The following is a 15,380-nucleotide window of genomic DNA, read 5'->3' as shown; positions in this document are numbered from 1 at the left end:
ACGGAGTGGTCGGGCTGGCAGCGTAAGCGGGGCGGGATGCGCTGGCGGTGTGGACGGAGTGGTCGGGCTGGCAGGGTAAGCGGGGCGGGATGCGCTGGCGAGGTGCACGGAGTGGGCAGACAGGCAGCGCAAACCGAGCGGCGGGTGGCGGGTGGCGGGCGGCGGGGCCGCACTAGCCGACCCCGCCGCCCCTGCGGATCAGGAAATCTCGAGCCCAGCGGTGGAGAGACAGGCCCGAGCCCGGTCGTCGAGCGACGTGCTGACGGTTTCGCCCGCCGGCACCATGACCGGAATCCCCTGCACCGTGCACGCGAAGTCGGCGCCGTTGAGATTGTCGATCTCGATCTCCGTGTGCGTGCAGCGGATCTTCACGTGCGTTCCGCGGACGGTGAGCCGGAACGTCAACGCACCCCACTCTGCGGGCACCCGCGGGTCGAAGGAGATGTCACCGCTATAGTCGCGCATCCCGCCGAAGCCGCTCACGAGGGCTGACCAGACACCGCCGGTGGAGGCGACGTGGATGCCGTCCGCGGCATTGCCGTGAACGTCGGCCAGGTCCACCACAAGCGCCTTGGAAAAGTGTTCGAACGCCTCGTCGCAGTAGCCGATCTCCGCGGCGATGATCGACTGCACGACCGCGGAAAGCGTGGAGTCACCGGTGGTCAACGGGTCGTAGTACTCGAAGTTGGCGCGCTTCTGCTCCTCGGTGAACTCGTCACCGCGCAGGAACATCGCCAGTACCACGTCGGCCTGCTTGAGGACCTGGTGCCGGTAGATGACCAGCGGGTGGAAGTGCAGGAGCAGTGGGCGGCGCGGGTCGTCGAGGTCCTGATCCCAGACCTCTTTGGCGAGGAAGTCCTCGTCCTGCGGGTGGACACCCAGCTCCTCGTCGTACGCGATCACCATGCCCTTGGCGGCGCGCTTCCAGTCGGCGATCTCGCCGTCGTCGATCCCCAGTCGTCGGCAGATGCCCTCCCACCGGCCGTCGTTCAGCTCGGCGATGCGCTTGCAGGCGATCGCGGCAGCCACGAGGTTGAAGCGCGCCATGGCATTGGTGAAGAGGTTGTTGTCCACGACGGTGGTGTACTCATCGGGTCCGGTGACACCGTGGATGTTGAAGCGGTCGTCTGTGGTGAAGAAGCCGAGCGAAAGCCACATTCGTGCAGTCTCGACCAGCACATCCACGCCCTCGCGGACCATAAATTCCTGGTCGCCGGTGGCCCACACGTACTTGACCATGGCGTGCGCAATGTCCGCGTTGATGTGGTACTGCGCGGTACCAGCCTCGTAGTACGCGGACGCCTCCTCGCCGTTGATGGTGCGCCACGGGTACAGAGCGCCCTTCACAGACAGGAAGCGCGCGCGTTCACGGGCCTTATCGAGCATCGAGTAGCGGAATCGGAGGGCGTTCCGGGCGAACCGGGGCATCGTGTAAGTCAGGAACGGCAGGACATAGGTCTCGGTGTCCCAGAAGTAGTGCCCGGAGTAGCCGCTGCCGGTCACGCCCTTGGCCGCGATCCCGGAATACTCCGCACGCGCGGACGCCTGGGCCAACTGGAAGAGGTTGAAGCGGATGGCCTGCTGGGTCTCGACCGGCCCGTCCACCTCCACGTCCGCGCGGTCCCAGAAGTTGTCGAACCAGGCACGCTGGGTCGCGTGCAGCTCCTCAAGGCCGCGGTCGCGAGCCCGGGCCAAGGTGCGCGAGCAGCGTTCGACCAGTTCAGCGGCCGGGACCTGGCCCGACGTATGGTATGCGGCCATCTTGGTCAACCGCACGACCCGGCCGGGTGTGACATGGGCGTGGTAGACGACCTTGGACGCGTCGTCGGTCGCGTCATAATTCATGTGCACATCACAGACGGTCTCGACCTGGTGGTCCACCGCCACACCGATGGTCATACCGGAGTTGGTGCAGCGGTAACCGTGCGCCTGGTAGCTGCGTTCCCCCTCCAGCGTCTCGGGTTGCAGGACGCGGTGGTCGAGGCCGTCGGAGCGGCGTGGGTCGAACCCGGCGGGCGGGTCGTCGGAGGAGTGGAACTCGTCCTCCCCGTCCTGCCGGTTGAGGATTTCGGAGGAGATCACGACGGGCGCGGACTCGTCGGGAAGCTCAATCTCGTACGTCATCACCGCGAGGTGCTTCTCCACCATGGACACCATCCGGCTCGACCGGATAACGACCTTTTTGCCGGCGGGGGTACGCCAGACGACTTCGCGGCGCAGGATCCCGTCGCGAAAGTCAATGCTGCGCTCGTAGTGCTCGAGGTCGGCCACGCTCAGGCGGAGCGGTTCGTCGTCGACATAGATGCGGATCGTCTTGGTGTCCGGAGCCTGGATCATGGTCTGGCCCTCGCGTGCGAGACCGTAGGCGTCCTCGGCGTGCCGGATGTGCCACGTCTCGTGGAAGCCGTTCACAAAGGTGCCGTGATGCTTGGAATCGCGGCCCTCTTCCGGGTTCCCGCGCATGCCGAGGTAGCCGTTCGCCACGGCGAACTGCGTTTCGGAGACACCGAGCGGCGATGCCGTGGGATTGGTCTCGACCCAACGCCACGCGTCGGCGGGGTGGGTGGAGCGGTTGATCTCCGGCACCTCGAGGTGACTTCTGAGGTTGACGCCATAGGTCGTGCGCATGTTGCCGGGGACGGATTGCCCGACGGTGTCGTGGACGGGCCCGCGGCCGGTGCCCGGTGGTACTGGGGTCACGACCGTTCTCCGTTCAGTCCGCTGATGAGCTCGGCGAGGTCGACGACGACGATGTCCGCCCCCTCGTCAAGGAGTGTCTGTCTTCCGGCACCGCGGTCCACGCCCACGACCCGGGCGAACCCGCCGGCAGCTCCGGCCTGCACACCCGAGACGGCGTCCTCAATCACCACGCAGCGCTCCGCGGGCACTCCGAGCAGTTCGGCGCCCCGCAGATACGTGTCGGGCTGCGGCTTACCGGGGATCTCCTCCGCGGCCGCCACCAGCCCATCGACGATCACCTCGAACCTGTCCCGCAGTCCCGCCGCCTTGAGCACCGGGACGGCGTTCTTCGAGCTCGACACGATGCAGGACGCGATGCCGGCGGCGTCCAGGGCGTCCAGGTAGTCGACCGAGCCGGCGTAGGCCTCGATCCCCTCGGCGAGGAGCTCCCGGAAGATGACGTTCTTGCGTTGCCCGAGTCCGTTCACCGTGTCGGCGGTGGCGTCGTCGTCGTCGTCGCCGTTCTCCAACACGATCCCCCGCGCGGCGAGCATCGACGCGATGCCCTCGACGCGTGGCTTGCCGTCTATGTAACGGAAGTAGTCGTCGTCGGAGTACGGTTCGATACCGCGCTCCGCGAAGTATGCGGTGAACATCCGGTTCCACGCCTGCATGTGCTTCTCGGCCGTCGGGGTGATAACCCCATCAAGGTCGAAGAGCACGGCGTCTACTCCGCTATGGTCCATGTTTGAAAGTCCTGCTTCCGGGGTCGGGGCCGATCGGGCTCATCCGATGCCGCACCAAGGGTAGCCACACACGGGACGATTCGACGTCTTCACGGCCACACCGGGGCCCCCCGTGTCAGTTACCCGCCGAGGCTACGGATCCGGTACGACCTGACGCCACACGCAGGGTGCAATGCGCAGATCGACGGTGCGCGGTGGCACTATGATCAGTGACCCTGATCTATAAGGAGAGAGATGCGACTCCGCACCCGCACCCCCCGCTGTGCCGCGATCGCCGGCCTCGCACTGTTCACCGCGGCCGCTCTCACGGCCTGCTCGTCAGACGATGACACTGCCACCGACACCGCCGCGGACGACACCTCAAGCTCGGAGACGGCCGAGGCACCCGACGCTTCAGCCCCTCAGGCGCCTGTCCAGGAGCTCATCCTGAGCGAGGGCGAGGCCCCCGGCGGAGGCGTCGTGCAGGTGATCGATCCGCCGCTCCTGAAGGAGAACGTCGACAAGCTGGTCGCGGATCAGAACCGGAAGCTGATGGAGAACGAGGCGTGTGACAAGGTCGCTCGCCTGGAGACCGTCTCCAATCACGCGACCGAGGACGGCGTGACGGCCGCGGTCCGGTACAAGCAGTCCGAAGAGGACGAGACGGAGCACCGCTTCGGCATCGGCATGGTCGGTCAGAAGCTCGACGATTTCATGGACCGCTCGCTCTACGAGGCCTGCACCACCTCCCCCAGCGCGGCCAATCCGAACGTCGAGCTCGTCATGAGGGTCGAGGACGCGCCGCCGGTCGACGGCGTCCAGGGTTTCCGGGTGATCAGCGACTTCATCACCACGCAGCCGGACGGCAGCCGGACGATGAGCCGGGCCGTCGCCCTCCACGGTTTCTCTCGTGACACCACGGTGAGCGTCGAGTACGCGGCCCGTGGCGATAACCCGGAAGCGGACCCGGTGATCCCGACCGCGGCCGGTGCTCTTGATGCGATCTACACCGCTCAGATGGAGAAGATCGTCAACGCGGAGTGACCAGGGTGCGGCGGCCTCCGATTCGTTCGGGGGCGCCGCTCGGGCCTGCCCGGTCCGCCTGCCAGCGCAACTGCCGCCGGTTACGCTGCCCCATCGGCTCGCGCTGGCAGCGTGCACGGATAATTGAGGGTTACGCGCCCACAGTGGTCCACACAGGCAGCGCATCCCCGCGACGCAGCATAAGTCGGCCGGGTTGCGATGCCTGACTGTTCGGTCGCCCTCAGTCCGCCAATGCCACAAGCGCCACAAGCGCCGGGAGCATTCCGCGCACTCACTTGTAGAAGCAAGTGCGCGGAATGCTCTCGGTGGGGTGTTCGCACATTGGGCAGCTGGCGAGAGCCCGTCGGCCCGTCGGCCCGGCGCGCCACGTGCACCGGGCCGGGCTCGCCGCGAGCTACAGGTTGATCATGTGGCCGGCGATGCCGTGGACGGCTTCCTTCATGGCCTCGGACAGCGTCGGGTGCGTGTGCACGTTGCGACCGATGTCCTCGGCGGTGAGGTCCCACATCTGGGCCAGCGTCAGCTCCGGCAGCAGCTCCGACACGTCCGGGCCGATGAGGTGGGCACCCAGCAGCTCACCGTGCGTGGAGTCGGCGATGACCTTGACGAAGCCGACCGCGTGGCCGAGTCCGTGGGCCTTGCCGTTGGCGGAGAACGGGAACTTGGCGACCTTCACGTCGTAGCCCTCGTCGCGAGCCTGCTTCTCGGTCAGGCCGAACGAGGCGACCTGCGGCTGGCAGAACGTGGCACGCGGCATCATCCGGTAGTCGCCGAGCGTCTGGGTGTCAGCTCCGGCCATGGTCTCGGCCGCCACCACGCCCTGCGCTTCCGCGACGTGCGCGAGCTGCAGCTTGGCGGTCACGTCGCCGATCGCGTAGATGCCGTCAACGTTGGTGCGCATGTGGTCGTCGATGTCGATCGCGCCACGCTCGGTGAGCTCGACACCGGCGTTCTCCAGGCCGACGCCCTCGACGCGCGGCGCGAAGCCCACGGCCATGAGCACCTTGTCGACGGTCAGGGTCTGGGAGTCCCCGCCGTCGTTCTTCTCGATCTGTACCTCGACCGAGTCGCCGTTGTCGGTAACCTTGGTCGTCTTATGGCCAGTCAGGAGCTTTATGCCCAGCTTCTTGTAATGCTTGACCATCTCCTTGGAGACGTCCTCGTCCTCGTTCGGCAAGAGGCGATCCATGAACTCGACGATCGTCACGTCCACGTCGTAGTTGGCCATGATGTAGGCGAACTCCATGCCGATCGCACCGGCGCCCACGATCACGATCGACTTCGGCAGGTCCCGCGAGAGGATCTGCTCCTCGTAGCTCACGACGTTCTCGCTCAGCTCGATACCAGGCAGCGTCTTGACCACGGATCCGGTGGCGATGATGCAGTTGTCGAACGTGTACTCCGTGCCGTCTACCTCGATCTTCTTGGAGTCGACAAACGTGCCGTAGCCGTCGATCTCCGTGATCTTGTTCTTCTTCATGAGGAAGTGAACGCCCTTGACGATGCCTTCCGAGACCTTGCGACTGCGGTCGAACGCTGCGCCGAAGTCGAACGAGACGTCGCCGGAGATGCCGAACGTCTTGCCGTCACGCAGGACGGTGTGGGCCAGCTCCGCGTTGCGCAGGAGAGCCTTGGAGGGGATACAACCCACGTTGAGGCATACGCCGCCCCAGTATTTATCCTCGACAACGGCCACTTTGAGGCCGAGCTGTGAGGCGCGGATCGCGGCGACGTAGCCACCGGGGCCCGCGCCGAGGACGATGAGGTCATAATGAGTGTCAGCCACGACTCTCAGGGTAGGCGCATCCCGCCGCTCAGGCACACGTTGCGGCATCGAATCGCACCCGAAAATGACCCTCGCCGCCCCCTCCGTGTGGAGGAAGCGGCGAGGGCGTCGCGCGAGAGGCGATCAGGACAGGTTGCCCAGGACCGTCTTGAGGGCGGTCGCGACGAGGTCACCAATGGTCTCGGCGATCTGATCGGTGATCTTATCGGTCGAACTGCCGCCGCCGAGGGACTCGGTCGAGGAGCTGCCGCCGAGAAGGTTGGTGATGGAACCCATTATGTATCTCCGTTTATCGAGTGCATTCCCTGATTTGCCGGGAATGGCCGGGTCAGTCGACCCGTACTTAGGGTTGATGTTACTGGCGACACGGCTACGTAACAAGAGCCTGTGGACATTTGGGCCCGCCACCGGCCTGAAACCTTGGTCACGGCATCATCAGGAGCATGACGGAAACCGTGAGCATCGACCCGTACCTGCACCTGGAAGAAGTCGACGGCGAGGAGGCCATGGCCTGGGTTCGCTCGCGAGGGGAGGGCACGCTCGCGGCGCTGACCGTGGGCGCCCGCCCGGAGGCGATGCACGAGCGGGCGTTGCAGATCCTGGACGCCACTGACCGGATCGCGTGGCCCGTCCTGCGAGGCCGCTACGCCTACACCCTGTGGCGCGACGGCGATCACCCCCGTGGGCTGTGGCGTCGCGTGTCCTGGTCGGTGCTCTCCGAGGGCGCTCCGCCGATAAACCATCCCGCGTGGGAGACGCTCCTCGATGTGGACGCCCTCGCCGCCGAGGAGGACACGAACTGGGTGTACGCGGGCACCGTGGTCCGGCGCCCCGCCGACGACCGGGTCCTCATCCGGCTCTCCCGCGGGGGTGCGGACGCCGTGGAGATCCGTGAGTTCGATCTGACCACCGGCGGGTTCGTACCGCCATCCGAAGGCGGGTTCCGCCTGGCCGAGGCCAAGTGTTCGGTGTCGTGGGTGGACCACGACACCGTCCTGCTGACCGCCCCGCTCGAGGCTGACGGTTCCGACGCCACCGACTCCGGCTACGCGCGGACCGTGCGCCTGTGGAGTCGGGGCACCGATCCGGCGCAGGCCCCGGTCCTGTTCGCCGGGCGCACCGACGACGTGGCGGTGGGCTGCTCCCACGACCCGGAGACGGGAAGGTTCCTGGCCACCCGGGCGCCCGACTTCCACACCTCGCAGGAGATGTTCTGGCCCCTGGGGGCGGACCCCACCTCGTCCGAGCCGCTCCCCCTCCCCGTCCCCGACGACTGCACCGTCAGCTCGTGCGGCGACTGGCTACTCCTGCGCCCGCGAACAGAGATGGAGATCGAGGGGCGCACGCACGCTGGCGGCTCGGTCCCCGTGGTGCCGTGGGCGGCCGTTGACTCCGAGCCCAGCCGACTGCCCCGGCCGGTGGTCCTGTTCTCCCCCACCCCGTCCACGACCGTGGAGGACATCACGTGGGGCCGCGGTCGGATCCTGCTGACGATCCTCCGGGACACCGAGTCCGTCCTCGAGGCCTATACGATCCCTGCCGCCGGCGACGGGGACTGGGCGCCTCTGGCCGTCGAGGGACTGCCCGCACACGTCTCCGTGGACGTGCTCTCGTGCGACCGCCTCTCCGGCGCCCACGAAGCCCACAACGACGACGACGAGAGCGCCAACTCCGCGCCGGCCGGCGATCGCCCCCACCCGGACGACGCCGTGCTCGCGGTCTCCGGGCCGGTGGTCCCGCCCTCGCTGGTTCTGCTCCGGGCCGACGGCACCACCACGACTCTCGGGTCGACCCCGCACCGGTTCGACACCTCGGGCATCGAGGTCTCGCGCCATACCGCCACCAGCGACGACGGCACGCAGGTTCCGTACACGGTCATGCGTGGACCCGGCCCGCACGGGCCTAGGCCGACAATCCTCTACGGCTACGGCGGGTTCGAGGTGTCCATGCGTCCGGCGTACGCGGCACTACGCGGGGCACTGTGGCTCGAGGAGGGCGGCGTCTACGTGGTGGCCGGCATCCGCGGCGGTGGCGAGTACGGTCCGGCCTGGCACCGGGCCGCGCTGCGCGAGAAGCGGCCGCGCGCGTTCGAGGACTTCGCGGCCGTTGCCCGAGCCCTCGTGGACACCGGCATCACCACCCGCGACCAACTGGGCGCGACCGGCGGGTCGAACGGCGGACTGCTCATGGGCGTGATGCTCACCCGCTACCCGGAGCTGTTCGGTGCCCTGGCGATCGCGGTTCCACTGTTGGACATGAAGCGCTATCACCTGCTGCTGGCGGGCGCGTCGTGGATGGCCGAATACGGCGACCCTGACTCCGCCGACTGGGACGACTTCCTGGGTGCGTACTCGCCGTACCAGAACATCCGGCCCGCGTCGGAGGTGCGCTATCCGCCGGTGCTCATGACCACCTCGACACGGGACGACAGGGTGCACCCCGGCCACGCGCGCAAGATGACAGCCGCCTTGGAGGCCGCCGGGCACGAGGTCGCCTATTACGAGAACGTGGAGGGCGGCCACGCCGGCGCCGCCGACAACTCACAGGAGGCGCGAAAGGCCGTGCTCACCTACGAATTCTTCAGGAGACGGCTTCCTCGTCGTCGTCCCGATCAGGGTTGAGTACCCCGGACTCGCCCGTGGCGCGACGGGTGACCACATCCCGGTCGATCCAGGACACCACCCGGGCGACGATCTCGGCGGGTTGGCGCGCCCACGAGTTGTGGCCAAGGGGTTCGGGTTCGATCTCGAGCGTCGTGTGGGCGGCCGGGAGCAGGTCGAGGAGGTTGCGGGCGGCGCTCTCGGGAGCGAGGTCGTCGCCCGTGATCACCACCGCTAATGCCGGCACCGTGACCTGCGCGAGCGTTGCCGGATAGTTCAGGTCCGCGCGCGCCGGCTGCATGACGCCGGTCGCCGCGAGCCTGGCCCAGTCGCGGACACGGCTGGCGGGGACCTTGCCGTCCGCACCGAAGAACTGGCCCGGCACCGCCCCCGTCAGCCGGCCGATCGCCGGCATGACGATCGACCCAACGCGGAGCCTGCGGCCCATCTGCGCCCCGAAGCCCCGGTGGAAGGGCGACTGCGATGCCACGGCCACCAACCCCACCACCCGCGGATCCTGCCTGGCCAGGTGATAGACGCTCAACTGCGCGCCCATGCTGTGACCCAGCAGCAGCACGTCCCGCGGACCGAGGTGACGTTCCATCGCGTCCAGCGCCAGCGGGATATCCTCGGCTGCGCTCTCGTGGTAACCCGCCGGCCCCCCACCACGCCCGATGCGGTGGGTGCTCTCGCCCTGTCCGCGAAGTTCAGTGATCGCCACGTCCATGCCCTCGGCCGCCAGCGCTCGAGCCAGCGGGAGGTAGTAGCGAGCCCCGACGGCGATGCCGGGAACCACCAAGACCGCGGGTCTGTGCGAGTCCCGCTGCGCGGTCTCGACGATCAGCAGCGGGCTGGTGCTGCCGTCGGGGTGGCGGAGCTCGATCCGGTGGTGATCATCGATCTTGGTCATGTGTACAGAATGCCGGACTACGCTCCGTTCGGCGACATCAGCCCCGACGACTGACCCCGCCCCACCTCTCGGAGGTGGAGCGGGGTCAGTGACTGAGCGGGCGCCGGGCGCGGCACCTGCGTCAGGTAATCAGTTGACTCTCTAGCGAGCGCCCATAGCGTTGGCCATCATCGGCCAGGACTGCTTGAGGTCGTCCTCCCAGTAGCCCCACGAGTGGGTGCCGTTGGGCGCGAAGTCGAAGGTGGCCGGAATACCCAGCTCGCCGAACCGGCGGGCGAGGTTGGCGGTGCAGTACTGGGTAGCCGCCTCGATAATGCCGCCAACAATCGCCTGGTTGGCCAGCGCCGGGACGCTGTTCTTAAGGCGCCAGTTTTCGAGCGACTCGTGCGGCCCGGGCAGGCCGTTGCCGGTGGAGATGAACATGGCCGGGATCTTCTCGCCCCGATCCATCTGGTCCTTGAAGCGGAAGGCGCCCCAGACGGGATCATTATCGAACCAGCTGTTGGTCCCCACCTTGGGCTCGCCCGGGAAGGGACCCCACATGTTGTTGAGGTCCGCGCCGCCGCGCATGCCGGTGACGATGTTGATGAACTCGTGGCCGATCGGAGTGGAGGTCTCCGCGCAGCCCGAGTAGGAGCCGATCGCGTCAAATACGCCCGGGTTCTTCTGCGCAATGGTCAGGACCGAGGTGGCAGTCATCGAGATGGCGGCGAGGCTTCGGCCTCGCGCATTGCCGGTGTTGCCGCCGTACGTGCTCTCAAACAGAGCCGGCAGCTCCTTGGCCAGGTACGTCTCGAACGCCATCGGCTTATCCGTGTCTTTAGCGTAACGCGTCTGGACACCTGAATCGTGGTTCCACCAGTCGGTGTAGTAAGAGAAGGCACCGCCGATTGGGGTCACCGTCCAGGCGTTCTTATCTCCCATGAACGCCTTGACGTCGGACTGCGCCTGCCAGGTAGCGGAATCCTCGCCGCCGCCGGCGCCGTTGACCAGGTAGAGCACCGGGGCCTTGGCGTTGCCGTCGCGCGGCGCCTGGACGATGTTGGGAACCTCGGCGCCCATCTTGTCCGACCACACCGACACGATCAGGCGACCGTCGGGGAGCTTGGTCTCGACGATCTTGTTCTCCGGCTTGGCCTTGTTGTACTGAATCGTGCCGCCCTGGGCCTGTGCCGTGCCGGTGGCGACGACGGGGACCATGGCCGCGGCAACGGCCGCAGCGGCGACCTTCGTGCCGAATCGCTTCACTGAACGCATATTTCCGACGCCTTACCTTCTCGATGTTCACAGACAGACCAGGGCAGACCTTCAGATGAAAGTTAACCCAATTCCCAGCAGTCACACAAGCCCCACTAGGCACTCTCATTTAATGAGAGTGCCCACGAGACCGATACCTACGTCCGCAGGGTACGGCTCCGAGGATCCCACAACAGGGCAGCCCGGCGGAAACCGCAGAGCCAACCATTGCGGCTCACGTCAACATTATCGACCATCAACGCCGAAGCGTTACGGTTATGAGCATATTCCCATATCCGGGCCACAAAGGTACCGCCCTAAATAGACGTCGAGGGCGCCGGAACCTCTCCGACGCCCTCGACCACCGCGCTATGCGGCTCAGATCACTTCATGAAGCCGGTGGCCATGTCGGCAGCGAAGCCGCCACCGATGAAGTAGGCGGCAGCCTTCGCGCCGGCCGCCAGCGCGCCGACAAAGTCGCCGCCGAGCTTGCTGAGGGCAGCAACTGCGCCCAGTGCTTCAGAACCCATGATGATCTCCTTTGAGAAAGTGCCCCGGAGGCTCTTAGCCGCCGAGGAAGTGCGAGAGAGTGACAAGCCGATCCGAGTCGGTTGATGTTGCAGGCGGCCACACAGCGGGCCGCGCAGCTACCGGCGTGCGGAGAGCCCCGCCGTCAGTAGCGCGTCAGCAGGACGACGCTTAGACCGGGTCCGCGGCAGAGGAACCGCCGAGCAGCCCCTCAATGATCGCGGGCGCACCCTTGTCGGTGCCGAATCCTGCGAGCGACCCCGTGGTCCCCGCGATGAAGTCGAAGATGCTCTTCACGTTGCCGAGCAGGCCGGCAATCTTCCCGAAGTCAGGCATGTATTTCTCCCTTGGATGTGATGTCGCCCCACCTCGTGGGGCCAGTGGTAAGGATAGCCTAAGCCGCCGCCCAGTCAATCGTGACCTGCGACTCAGTGAGTCACCTTTCGCGCCAGTCAGACACCCGACTTCGGGTGTGTGCCTTGAATCACTTTAAACCACATGCCGTTAAGAAGTCTTATTAATGCGACGACTTGACGCAATATTTTTCCCATCACGAGCCGTGGGCGAGTTTCAACTGTCCGGCGCCCCCGAAGCTGGCCGCCCTGGGAAACAGAAACGGCCGTGGCCCGCACCAGATTTTCCGGTGCGGGCCACAGCCGCGTGCAGGGATGAGCTCAGATCAGAAGCCCATGCCGCCCATCTCGTCGCCACCCGGCATGGCCTGCCCGGCAGGCTCGGGCTTGTCGGCCACCACGGCCTCGGTGGTGAGGAACAGCGCGGCGATCGACGCGGCGTTCTGCAGCGCGGAGCGGGTCACCTTGACCGGGTCGTTGATACCGGCCTCGAGCAGGTCCTGGTACTCGCCGGTGGCCGCGTTGAGCCCCTCGGCACCGGGGAGGTTGCGGACCTTTTCGGCCACGACGCCCGGCTCCAGACCCGCGTTGAGGGCGATCTGCTTGAGCGGAGCGCTGAGTGCGAACTTGACGATCTTCGCACCGGTCGCCTCCTCGCCCTCGAGCGAGAGTCCGTCGATCGCAGCCTCGGACTTGACGAGCGCAACGCCGCCACCGGCGACGATGCCCTCTTCGACGGCCGCCTTGGCGTTACGCACGGCGTCCTCGATGCGGTGCTTGCGCTCCTTGAGCTCGACCTCGGTGGCCGCGCCCGCCTTGATCACGGCGACGCCGCCGGCCAGCTTGGCGAGACGCTCCTGGAGCTTCTCGCGATCGTAATCCGAGTCAGAGTTCTCGATCTCGGCACGGATCTGGTTGACCCGACCCTCGATCTGCCCCTGGTCGCCCGCACCCTCGACGATGGTGGTCTCGTCCTTGGTCACGACGACCTTGCGAGCCTTGCCCAGCATGGAGATGTCGGCGGTCTCGAGCGAGAGTCCGACCTCCTCAGAGATGACCTGACCACCGGTGAGGATCGCGATGTCCTGCAGCATGGCCTTGCGGCGGTCACCGAAGCCCGGGGCCTTGACGGCGACGGACTTGAAGGTGCCGCGAATCTTGTTGACGACCAGGGTCGACAGCGCCTCGCCCTCGACGTCCTCGGCGAGGATCAGCAGCGACTTGTTCTCGCCGATGACCTTCTCGAGCAACGGGAGCAGGTCCTTGACGGTGGAGACCTTGCCGGAGACCAGCAGGACGTACGGATCCTCCATGACCGCCTCCTGGCGCTCCGGATCCGTCATGAAGTACTGCGAGATGTAGCCCTTGTCGAAGCGCATGCCCTCGGTGAGCTCGAGGTCCAGACCGAAGGTCTGGGACTCCTCGACCGTGATCACGCCCTCCTTGCCGACCTTGTCCATGGCCTGGGCGATGAGCTCGCCGATGGCGGGGTCGCCGGCCGAGATACCTGCCGTGGCTGCGATCTGCTCCTTGGTCTCGATCTCCGTGGCGGAGTCGATCAGGTGCTTGGTGACGGCCTCGACGGCCTTCTCGATGCCGCGCTTGATGCCCATGGGGTTGGCACCGGCGGCGACGTTGCGCAGGCCCTCGCGAACGAGCGCCTGGGCCAGAACGGTGGCGGTGGTGGTTCCGTCGCCAGCGACATCGTCAGTCTTCTTGGCGACCTCCTTGACAAGCTCGGCGCCGATCTTCTCGTACGGCTCCTCGAGCTCGATCTCCTTGGCGATGGAGACACCGTCGTTGGTGATCGTGGGGGCTCCCCACTTCTTCTCCAGCACGACGTTGCGGCCCTTGGGCCCGAGCGTGACCTTGACGGCGTCTGCGAGCTGGTTGAGACCGCTCTCCAGGCCGCGCCGAGCCTCTTCGTCGAACGCGATCATCTTTGCCATTTGGTGAATCATCCTCCGGGTATGGGGTGACACGCATGTGGTCGGCATCGGCGCCCGCGACGGACGGTGCGGACCGTGTCGGATCCGCGCCTCACCTTGCGACCTCAGTTCAGGTTCTTACTGGCACTCAGGGTAGCCGAGTGCCAATCGCTTTTCTAGCACTCGCCCCCGTCGAGTGCAAAGGGTCGGGGCCCGTGTTCGCGGGAGGCGAACGCCCCTCACCGCGCGAAGCCCTGCCCTACCATCAAGACGCGATCGCAGCAGACCCCGTCGAAAGGCCGTCAATGACAACCGAACCCGCCACCGCAGGAGCCATCGAGAGCTCGATCGAGATCGACGCCCCGCCGGCGCGGGTCTGGGAGGTCATCTCAGAAGTCCGCAACGCCACCCAGTGGAGCAGTCAGGCGGTCAAGGTCATCGCCCTCGGCGGCCGTACCACCAAGGGAACGCGGGCCCTCAACATCAACAGACGAGGACCGCTGTTCTGGCCCACCACGAGCCGCGTCGTGGAGTTCGAGCCAGGCCGCCGGTTCGGTAACCAGATCTCCGAGAACGGGACCGTCTGGGTCTTCGAACTGGAGGCGCTGCCGGGCGCCAGGACCAAGCTGACCGAGCGCCGTGAGGTCCCCGCCGGGTTGAGCACGGTGTCCAAGGTCCTCACCGACAAGCTCTTCGGCGGGCAGACGTCCTTCACCGCTGAGATGGGCGAGGGCGTGTCCCTGTCCCTGCAGCGCATCAAGACGCTGATCGAGCGGGGCTGAGACCTCCATGGCTGCGGCCCCACCCCGCACATCCCGAGCCGCACGGCGCCCTGCGGGTCGTGCGGCCGCCGCGATGCTCGTCGTGGGTTCGCTCATGGTGTCATCCGCGGGCTGCGCACTGCTGTCCCGGGACGAGGAGGGACCCCGCCAGGCACCCCGTGAGGAGCCCGGCCCCACCCTGGCCTCGGGGCCGCCGCCCGTGGACTGGAAGGACGTCCGGAGCTCCCACGGGCTCGTGTATTCGGTTCCTCCGGACTGGGAGGTGGGCGATCCGTACGGCGACCCCGACAACCCACACGACGGTGGCTCAGACTGGGGTTCCGGTTACGTCACCACGGCCAACGCGATCGCCGATCGCGGCTACTGCCCGTCATCGGGGCTGAGTTTCCGGACCCTCGTGGGTATCAGCCACTCCGCACTTCCCGGTGACGCGCGCGAGCAGGCGGAGTCCGCGTCGCGGGCGATGGCCGACTCGATCGATCGCAGGTTCACGGAGTCCGGCGCCGACGTGCCGGTGCCCGAGGCCACCAGCATCGGGGTTTCGGGGGTGCCGGCCTGGCACGTCACACTGCGGGGCGAGGTGCGCCCTCCTCGCAACGTCTGTACGCCGCCGGTAATCCGGTTCGACACCATCGCGGTATCGACGCGGGGCCCGGACGGTGCACCGGCGTCCCTGGTGTTCGTACTCATGGCCGACGAGGGTGAGGACGGGACTCAACCCACAGAAACGATCGATGCCGTGGTGGCATCGCTGCGCTACGAGAACTCGGTCTGACGCCCGGCCGCTATCAGCACATCCCGGCAGGACG

The 15,380-nt window shown here is 66.8% G+C and carries 13 protein-coding genes; 4 read left to right on the top strand and 9 right to left on the bottom strand.

From position 1 onward, the window contains the following. Nucleotides 1-198 precede the first annotated feature (198 nt). Together ON04_RS07065 and ON04_RS07060 are read right to left on the bottom strand one after the other, a co-directional pair. A complete protein-coding gene (locus tag ON04_RS07065; protein WP_010540900.1) occupies nucleotides 199-2,700 on the bottom strand; it encodes a glycoside hydrolase family 65 protein in 2,502 nt (833 codons plus the stop codon). Beyond that, nucleotides 2,697-3,425 carry an HAD family hydrolase gene (locus ON04_RS07060; protein ID WP_029457954.1) on the bottom strand — a complete coding sequence of 243 codons (729 nt, stop codon included), beginning with the start codon at nucleotides 3,423-3,425 and terminating at the stop codon, nucleotides 2,697-2,699. The genes ON04_RS07065 and ON04_RS07060 overlap by 4 nt, the downstream gene beginning before the upstream one ends. Nucleotides 3,426-3,659: 234 nt before the next feature. On the opposite strand from ON04_RS07060, the gene ON04_RS07055 reads away from it, so the two are divergent. After that, nucleotides 3,660-4,448 carry a hypothetical protein gene (locus tag ON04_RS07055; RefSeq protein ID WP_010540898.1) on the top strand — a complete coding sequence of 263 codons (789 nt, stop codon included), beginning with the start codon at nucleotides 3,660-3,662 and terminating at the stop codon, nucleotides 4,446-4,448. A gap of 394 nt (nucleotides 4,449-4,842) precedes the next feature. Here the strand turns inward: ON04_RS07055 and lpdA are convergent, their stop codons facing one another. Continuing rightward, nucleotides 4,843-6,282 (bottom strand): dihydrolipoyl dehydrogenase, encoded by a 1,440-nt coding sequence (gene lpdA / locus ON04_RS07050; protein ID WP_193350597.1) that lies wholly within the window; start codon nucleotides 6,280-6,282, stop codon nucleotides 4,843-4,845. 75 nt (nucleotides 6,283-6,357) lie between these two features. After that, nucleotides 6,358-6,510 (bottom strand): hypothetical protein, encoded by a 153-nt coding sequence (locus ON04_RS16825; protein WP_193350596.1) that lies wholly within the window; start codon nucleotides 6,508-6,510, stop codon nucleotides 6,358-6,360. Between the two features lie 167 nt (nucleotides 6,511-6,677). Here ON04_RS16825 and ON04_RS07045 point away from each other — a divergent pair, with 167 nt between their 5' ends. After that, the gene (locus ON04_RS07045; RefSeq protein ID WP_010540896.1) at nucleotides 6,678-8,855 is read left to right on the top strand and encodes a prolyl oligopeptidase family serine peptidase; all 2,178 of its coding nucleotides are present in this window, start codon (nucleotides 6,678-6,680) and stop codon (nucleotides 8,853-8,855) included. Here ON04_RS07045 and ON04_RS07040 read toward each other — a convergent pair. The 5 genes from ON04_RS07040 to groL all read right to left on the bottom strand — a co-directional run bounded on the left by ON04_RS07040 (nucleotide 8,815) and on the right by groL (nucleotide 13,810). Beyond that, nucleotides 8,815-9,744, bottom strand: coding sequence for an alpha/beta fold hydrolase (locus tag ON04_RS07040; RefSeq protein WP_010540895.1), 930 nt, complete (start codon nucleotides 9,742-9,744; stop codon nucleotides 8,815-8,817). The genes ON04_RS07045 and ON04_RS07040 overlap by 41 nt on opposite strands. A 141-nt stretch (nucleotides 9,745-9,885) precedes the next feature. Continuing rightward, nucleotides 9,886-11,001, bottom strand: a complete 1,116-nt coding sequence (locus ON04_RS07035) for an alpha/beta hydrolase (protein ID WP_010540894.1) — start codon at nucleotides 10,999-11,001, stop codon at nucleotides 9,886-9,888. 362 nt (nucleotides 11,002-11,363) lie between these two features. Continuing rightward, on the bottom strand, nucleotides 11,364-11,510 hold the full coding sequence (locus ON04_RS16700) for a hypothetical protein (RefSeq protein WP_158217830.1): 147 nt from the start codon (nucleotides 11,508-11,510) through the stop codon (nucleotides 11,364-11,366). Between the two features lie 169 nt (nucleotides 11,511-11,679). Then, nucleotides 11,680-11,844, bottom strand: a complete 165-nt coding sequence (locus ON04_RS16695) for a hypothetical protein (protein WP_158217829.1) — start codon at nucleotides 11,842-11,844, stop codon at nucleotides 11,680-11,682. A 343-nt stretch (nucleotides 11,845-12,187) separates the two neighbouring features. Continuing rightward, the gene (gene groL, locus ON04_RS07030; protein WP_010540893.1) at nucleotides 12,188-13,810 is read right to left on the bottom strand and encodes a chaperonin GroEL; all 1,623 of its coding nucleotides are present in this window, start codon (nucleotides 13,808-13,810) and stop codon (nucleotides 12,188-12,190) included. Nucleotides 13,811-14,094: 284 nt separating this feature from the next. Between groL and ON04_RS07025 the strand changes: the two genes are divergently transcribed. Further along, nucleotides 14,095-14,571, top strand: a complete 477-nt coding sequence (locus ON04_RS07025) for an SRPBCC family protein (RefSeq protein WP_010540892.1) — start codon at nucleotides 14,095-14,097, stop codon at nucleotides 14,569-14,571. A 7-nt stretch (nucleotides 14,572-14,578) separates the two neighbouring features. Further along, nucleotides 14,579-15,346 carry a DUF8017 domain-containing protein gene (locus ON04_RS07020; protein ID WP_238529254.1) on the top strand — a complete coding sequence of 256 codons (768 nt, stop codon included), beginning with the start codon at nucleotides 14,579-14,581 and terminating at the stop codon, nucleotides 15,344-15,346. Nucleotides 15,347-15,380 lie beyond the last annotated feature (34 nt).

It is taken from the genome of Dietzia alimentaria 72 (assembly GCF_000226215.1).
Classification (GTDB): Bacteria; Actinomycetota; Actinomycetes; order Mycobacteriales; family Mycobacteriaceae; genus Dietzia; species Dietzia alimentaria.
This window is presented reverse-complemented; position numbering and strand designations above follow the sequence as displayed.

What these genes read in the sequence shown, in the direction of transcription:
- ON04_RS07060 (WP_029457954.1), bottom strand. Translation starts at nt 3,425, where the DNA reads ATGGACCATAGCGGAGTAGACGCCGTGCTCTTCGACCTTGATGGGGTT.
- ON04_RS07055 (WP_010540898.1), top strand. Translation starts at nt 3,660, where the DNA reads ATGCGACTCCGCACCCGCACCCCCCGCTGTGCCGCGATCGCCGGCCTC.
- lpdA (WP_193350597.1), bottom strand. Translation starts at nt 6,282, where the DNA reads ATGCCGCAACGTGTGCCTGAGCGGCGGGATGCGCCTACCCTGAGAGTC.
- ON04_RS16825 (WP_193350596.1), bottom strand. Translation starts at nt 6,510, where the DNA reads ATGGGTTCCATCACCAACCTTCTCGGCGGCAGCTCCTCGACCGAGTCC.
- ON04_RS07045 (WP_010540896.1), top strand. Translation starts at nt 6,678, where the DNA reads ATGACGGAAACCGTGAGCATCGACCCGTACCTGCACCTGGAAGAAGTC.
- ON04_RS07040 (WP_010540895.1), bottom strand. Translation starts at nt 9,744, where the DNA reads ATGACCAAGATCGATGATCACCACCGGATCGAGCTCCGCCACCCCGAC.
- ON04_RS07035 (WP_010540894.1), bottom strand. Translation starts at nt 11,001, where the DNA reads ATGCGTTCAGTGAAGCGATTCGGCACGAAGGTCGCCGCTGCGGCCGTT.
- ON04_RS16700 (WP_158217830.1), bottom strand. Translation starts at nt 11,510, where the DNA reads ATGGGTTCTGAAGCACTGGGCGCAGTTGCTGCCCTCAGCAAGCTCGGC.
- ON04_RS16695 (WP_158217829.1), bottom strand. Translation starts at nt 11,844, where the DNA reads ATGCCTGACTTCGGGAAGATTGCCGGCCTGCTCGGCAACGTGAAGAGC.
- groL (WP_010540893.1), bottom strand. Translation starts at nt 13,810, where the DNA reads ATGGCAAAGATGATCGCGTTCGACGAAGAGGCTCGGCGCGGCCTGGAG.
- ON04_RS07025 (WP_010540892.1), top strand. Translation starts at nt 14,095, where the DNA reads ATGACAACCGAACCCGCCACCGCAGGAGCCATCGAGAGCTCGATCGAG.
- ON04_RS07020 (WP_238529254.1), top strand. Translation starts at nt 14,579, where the DNA reads ATGGCTGCGGCCCCACCCCGCACATCCCGAGCCGCACGGCGCCCTGCG.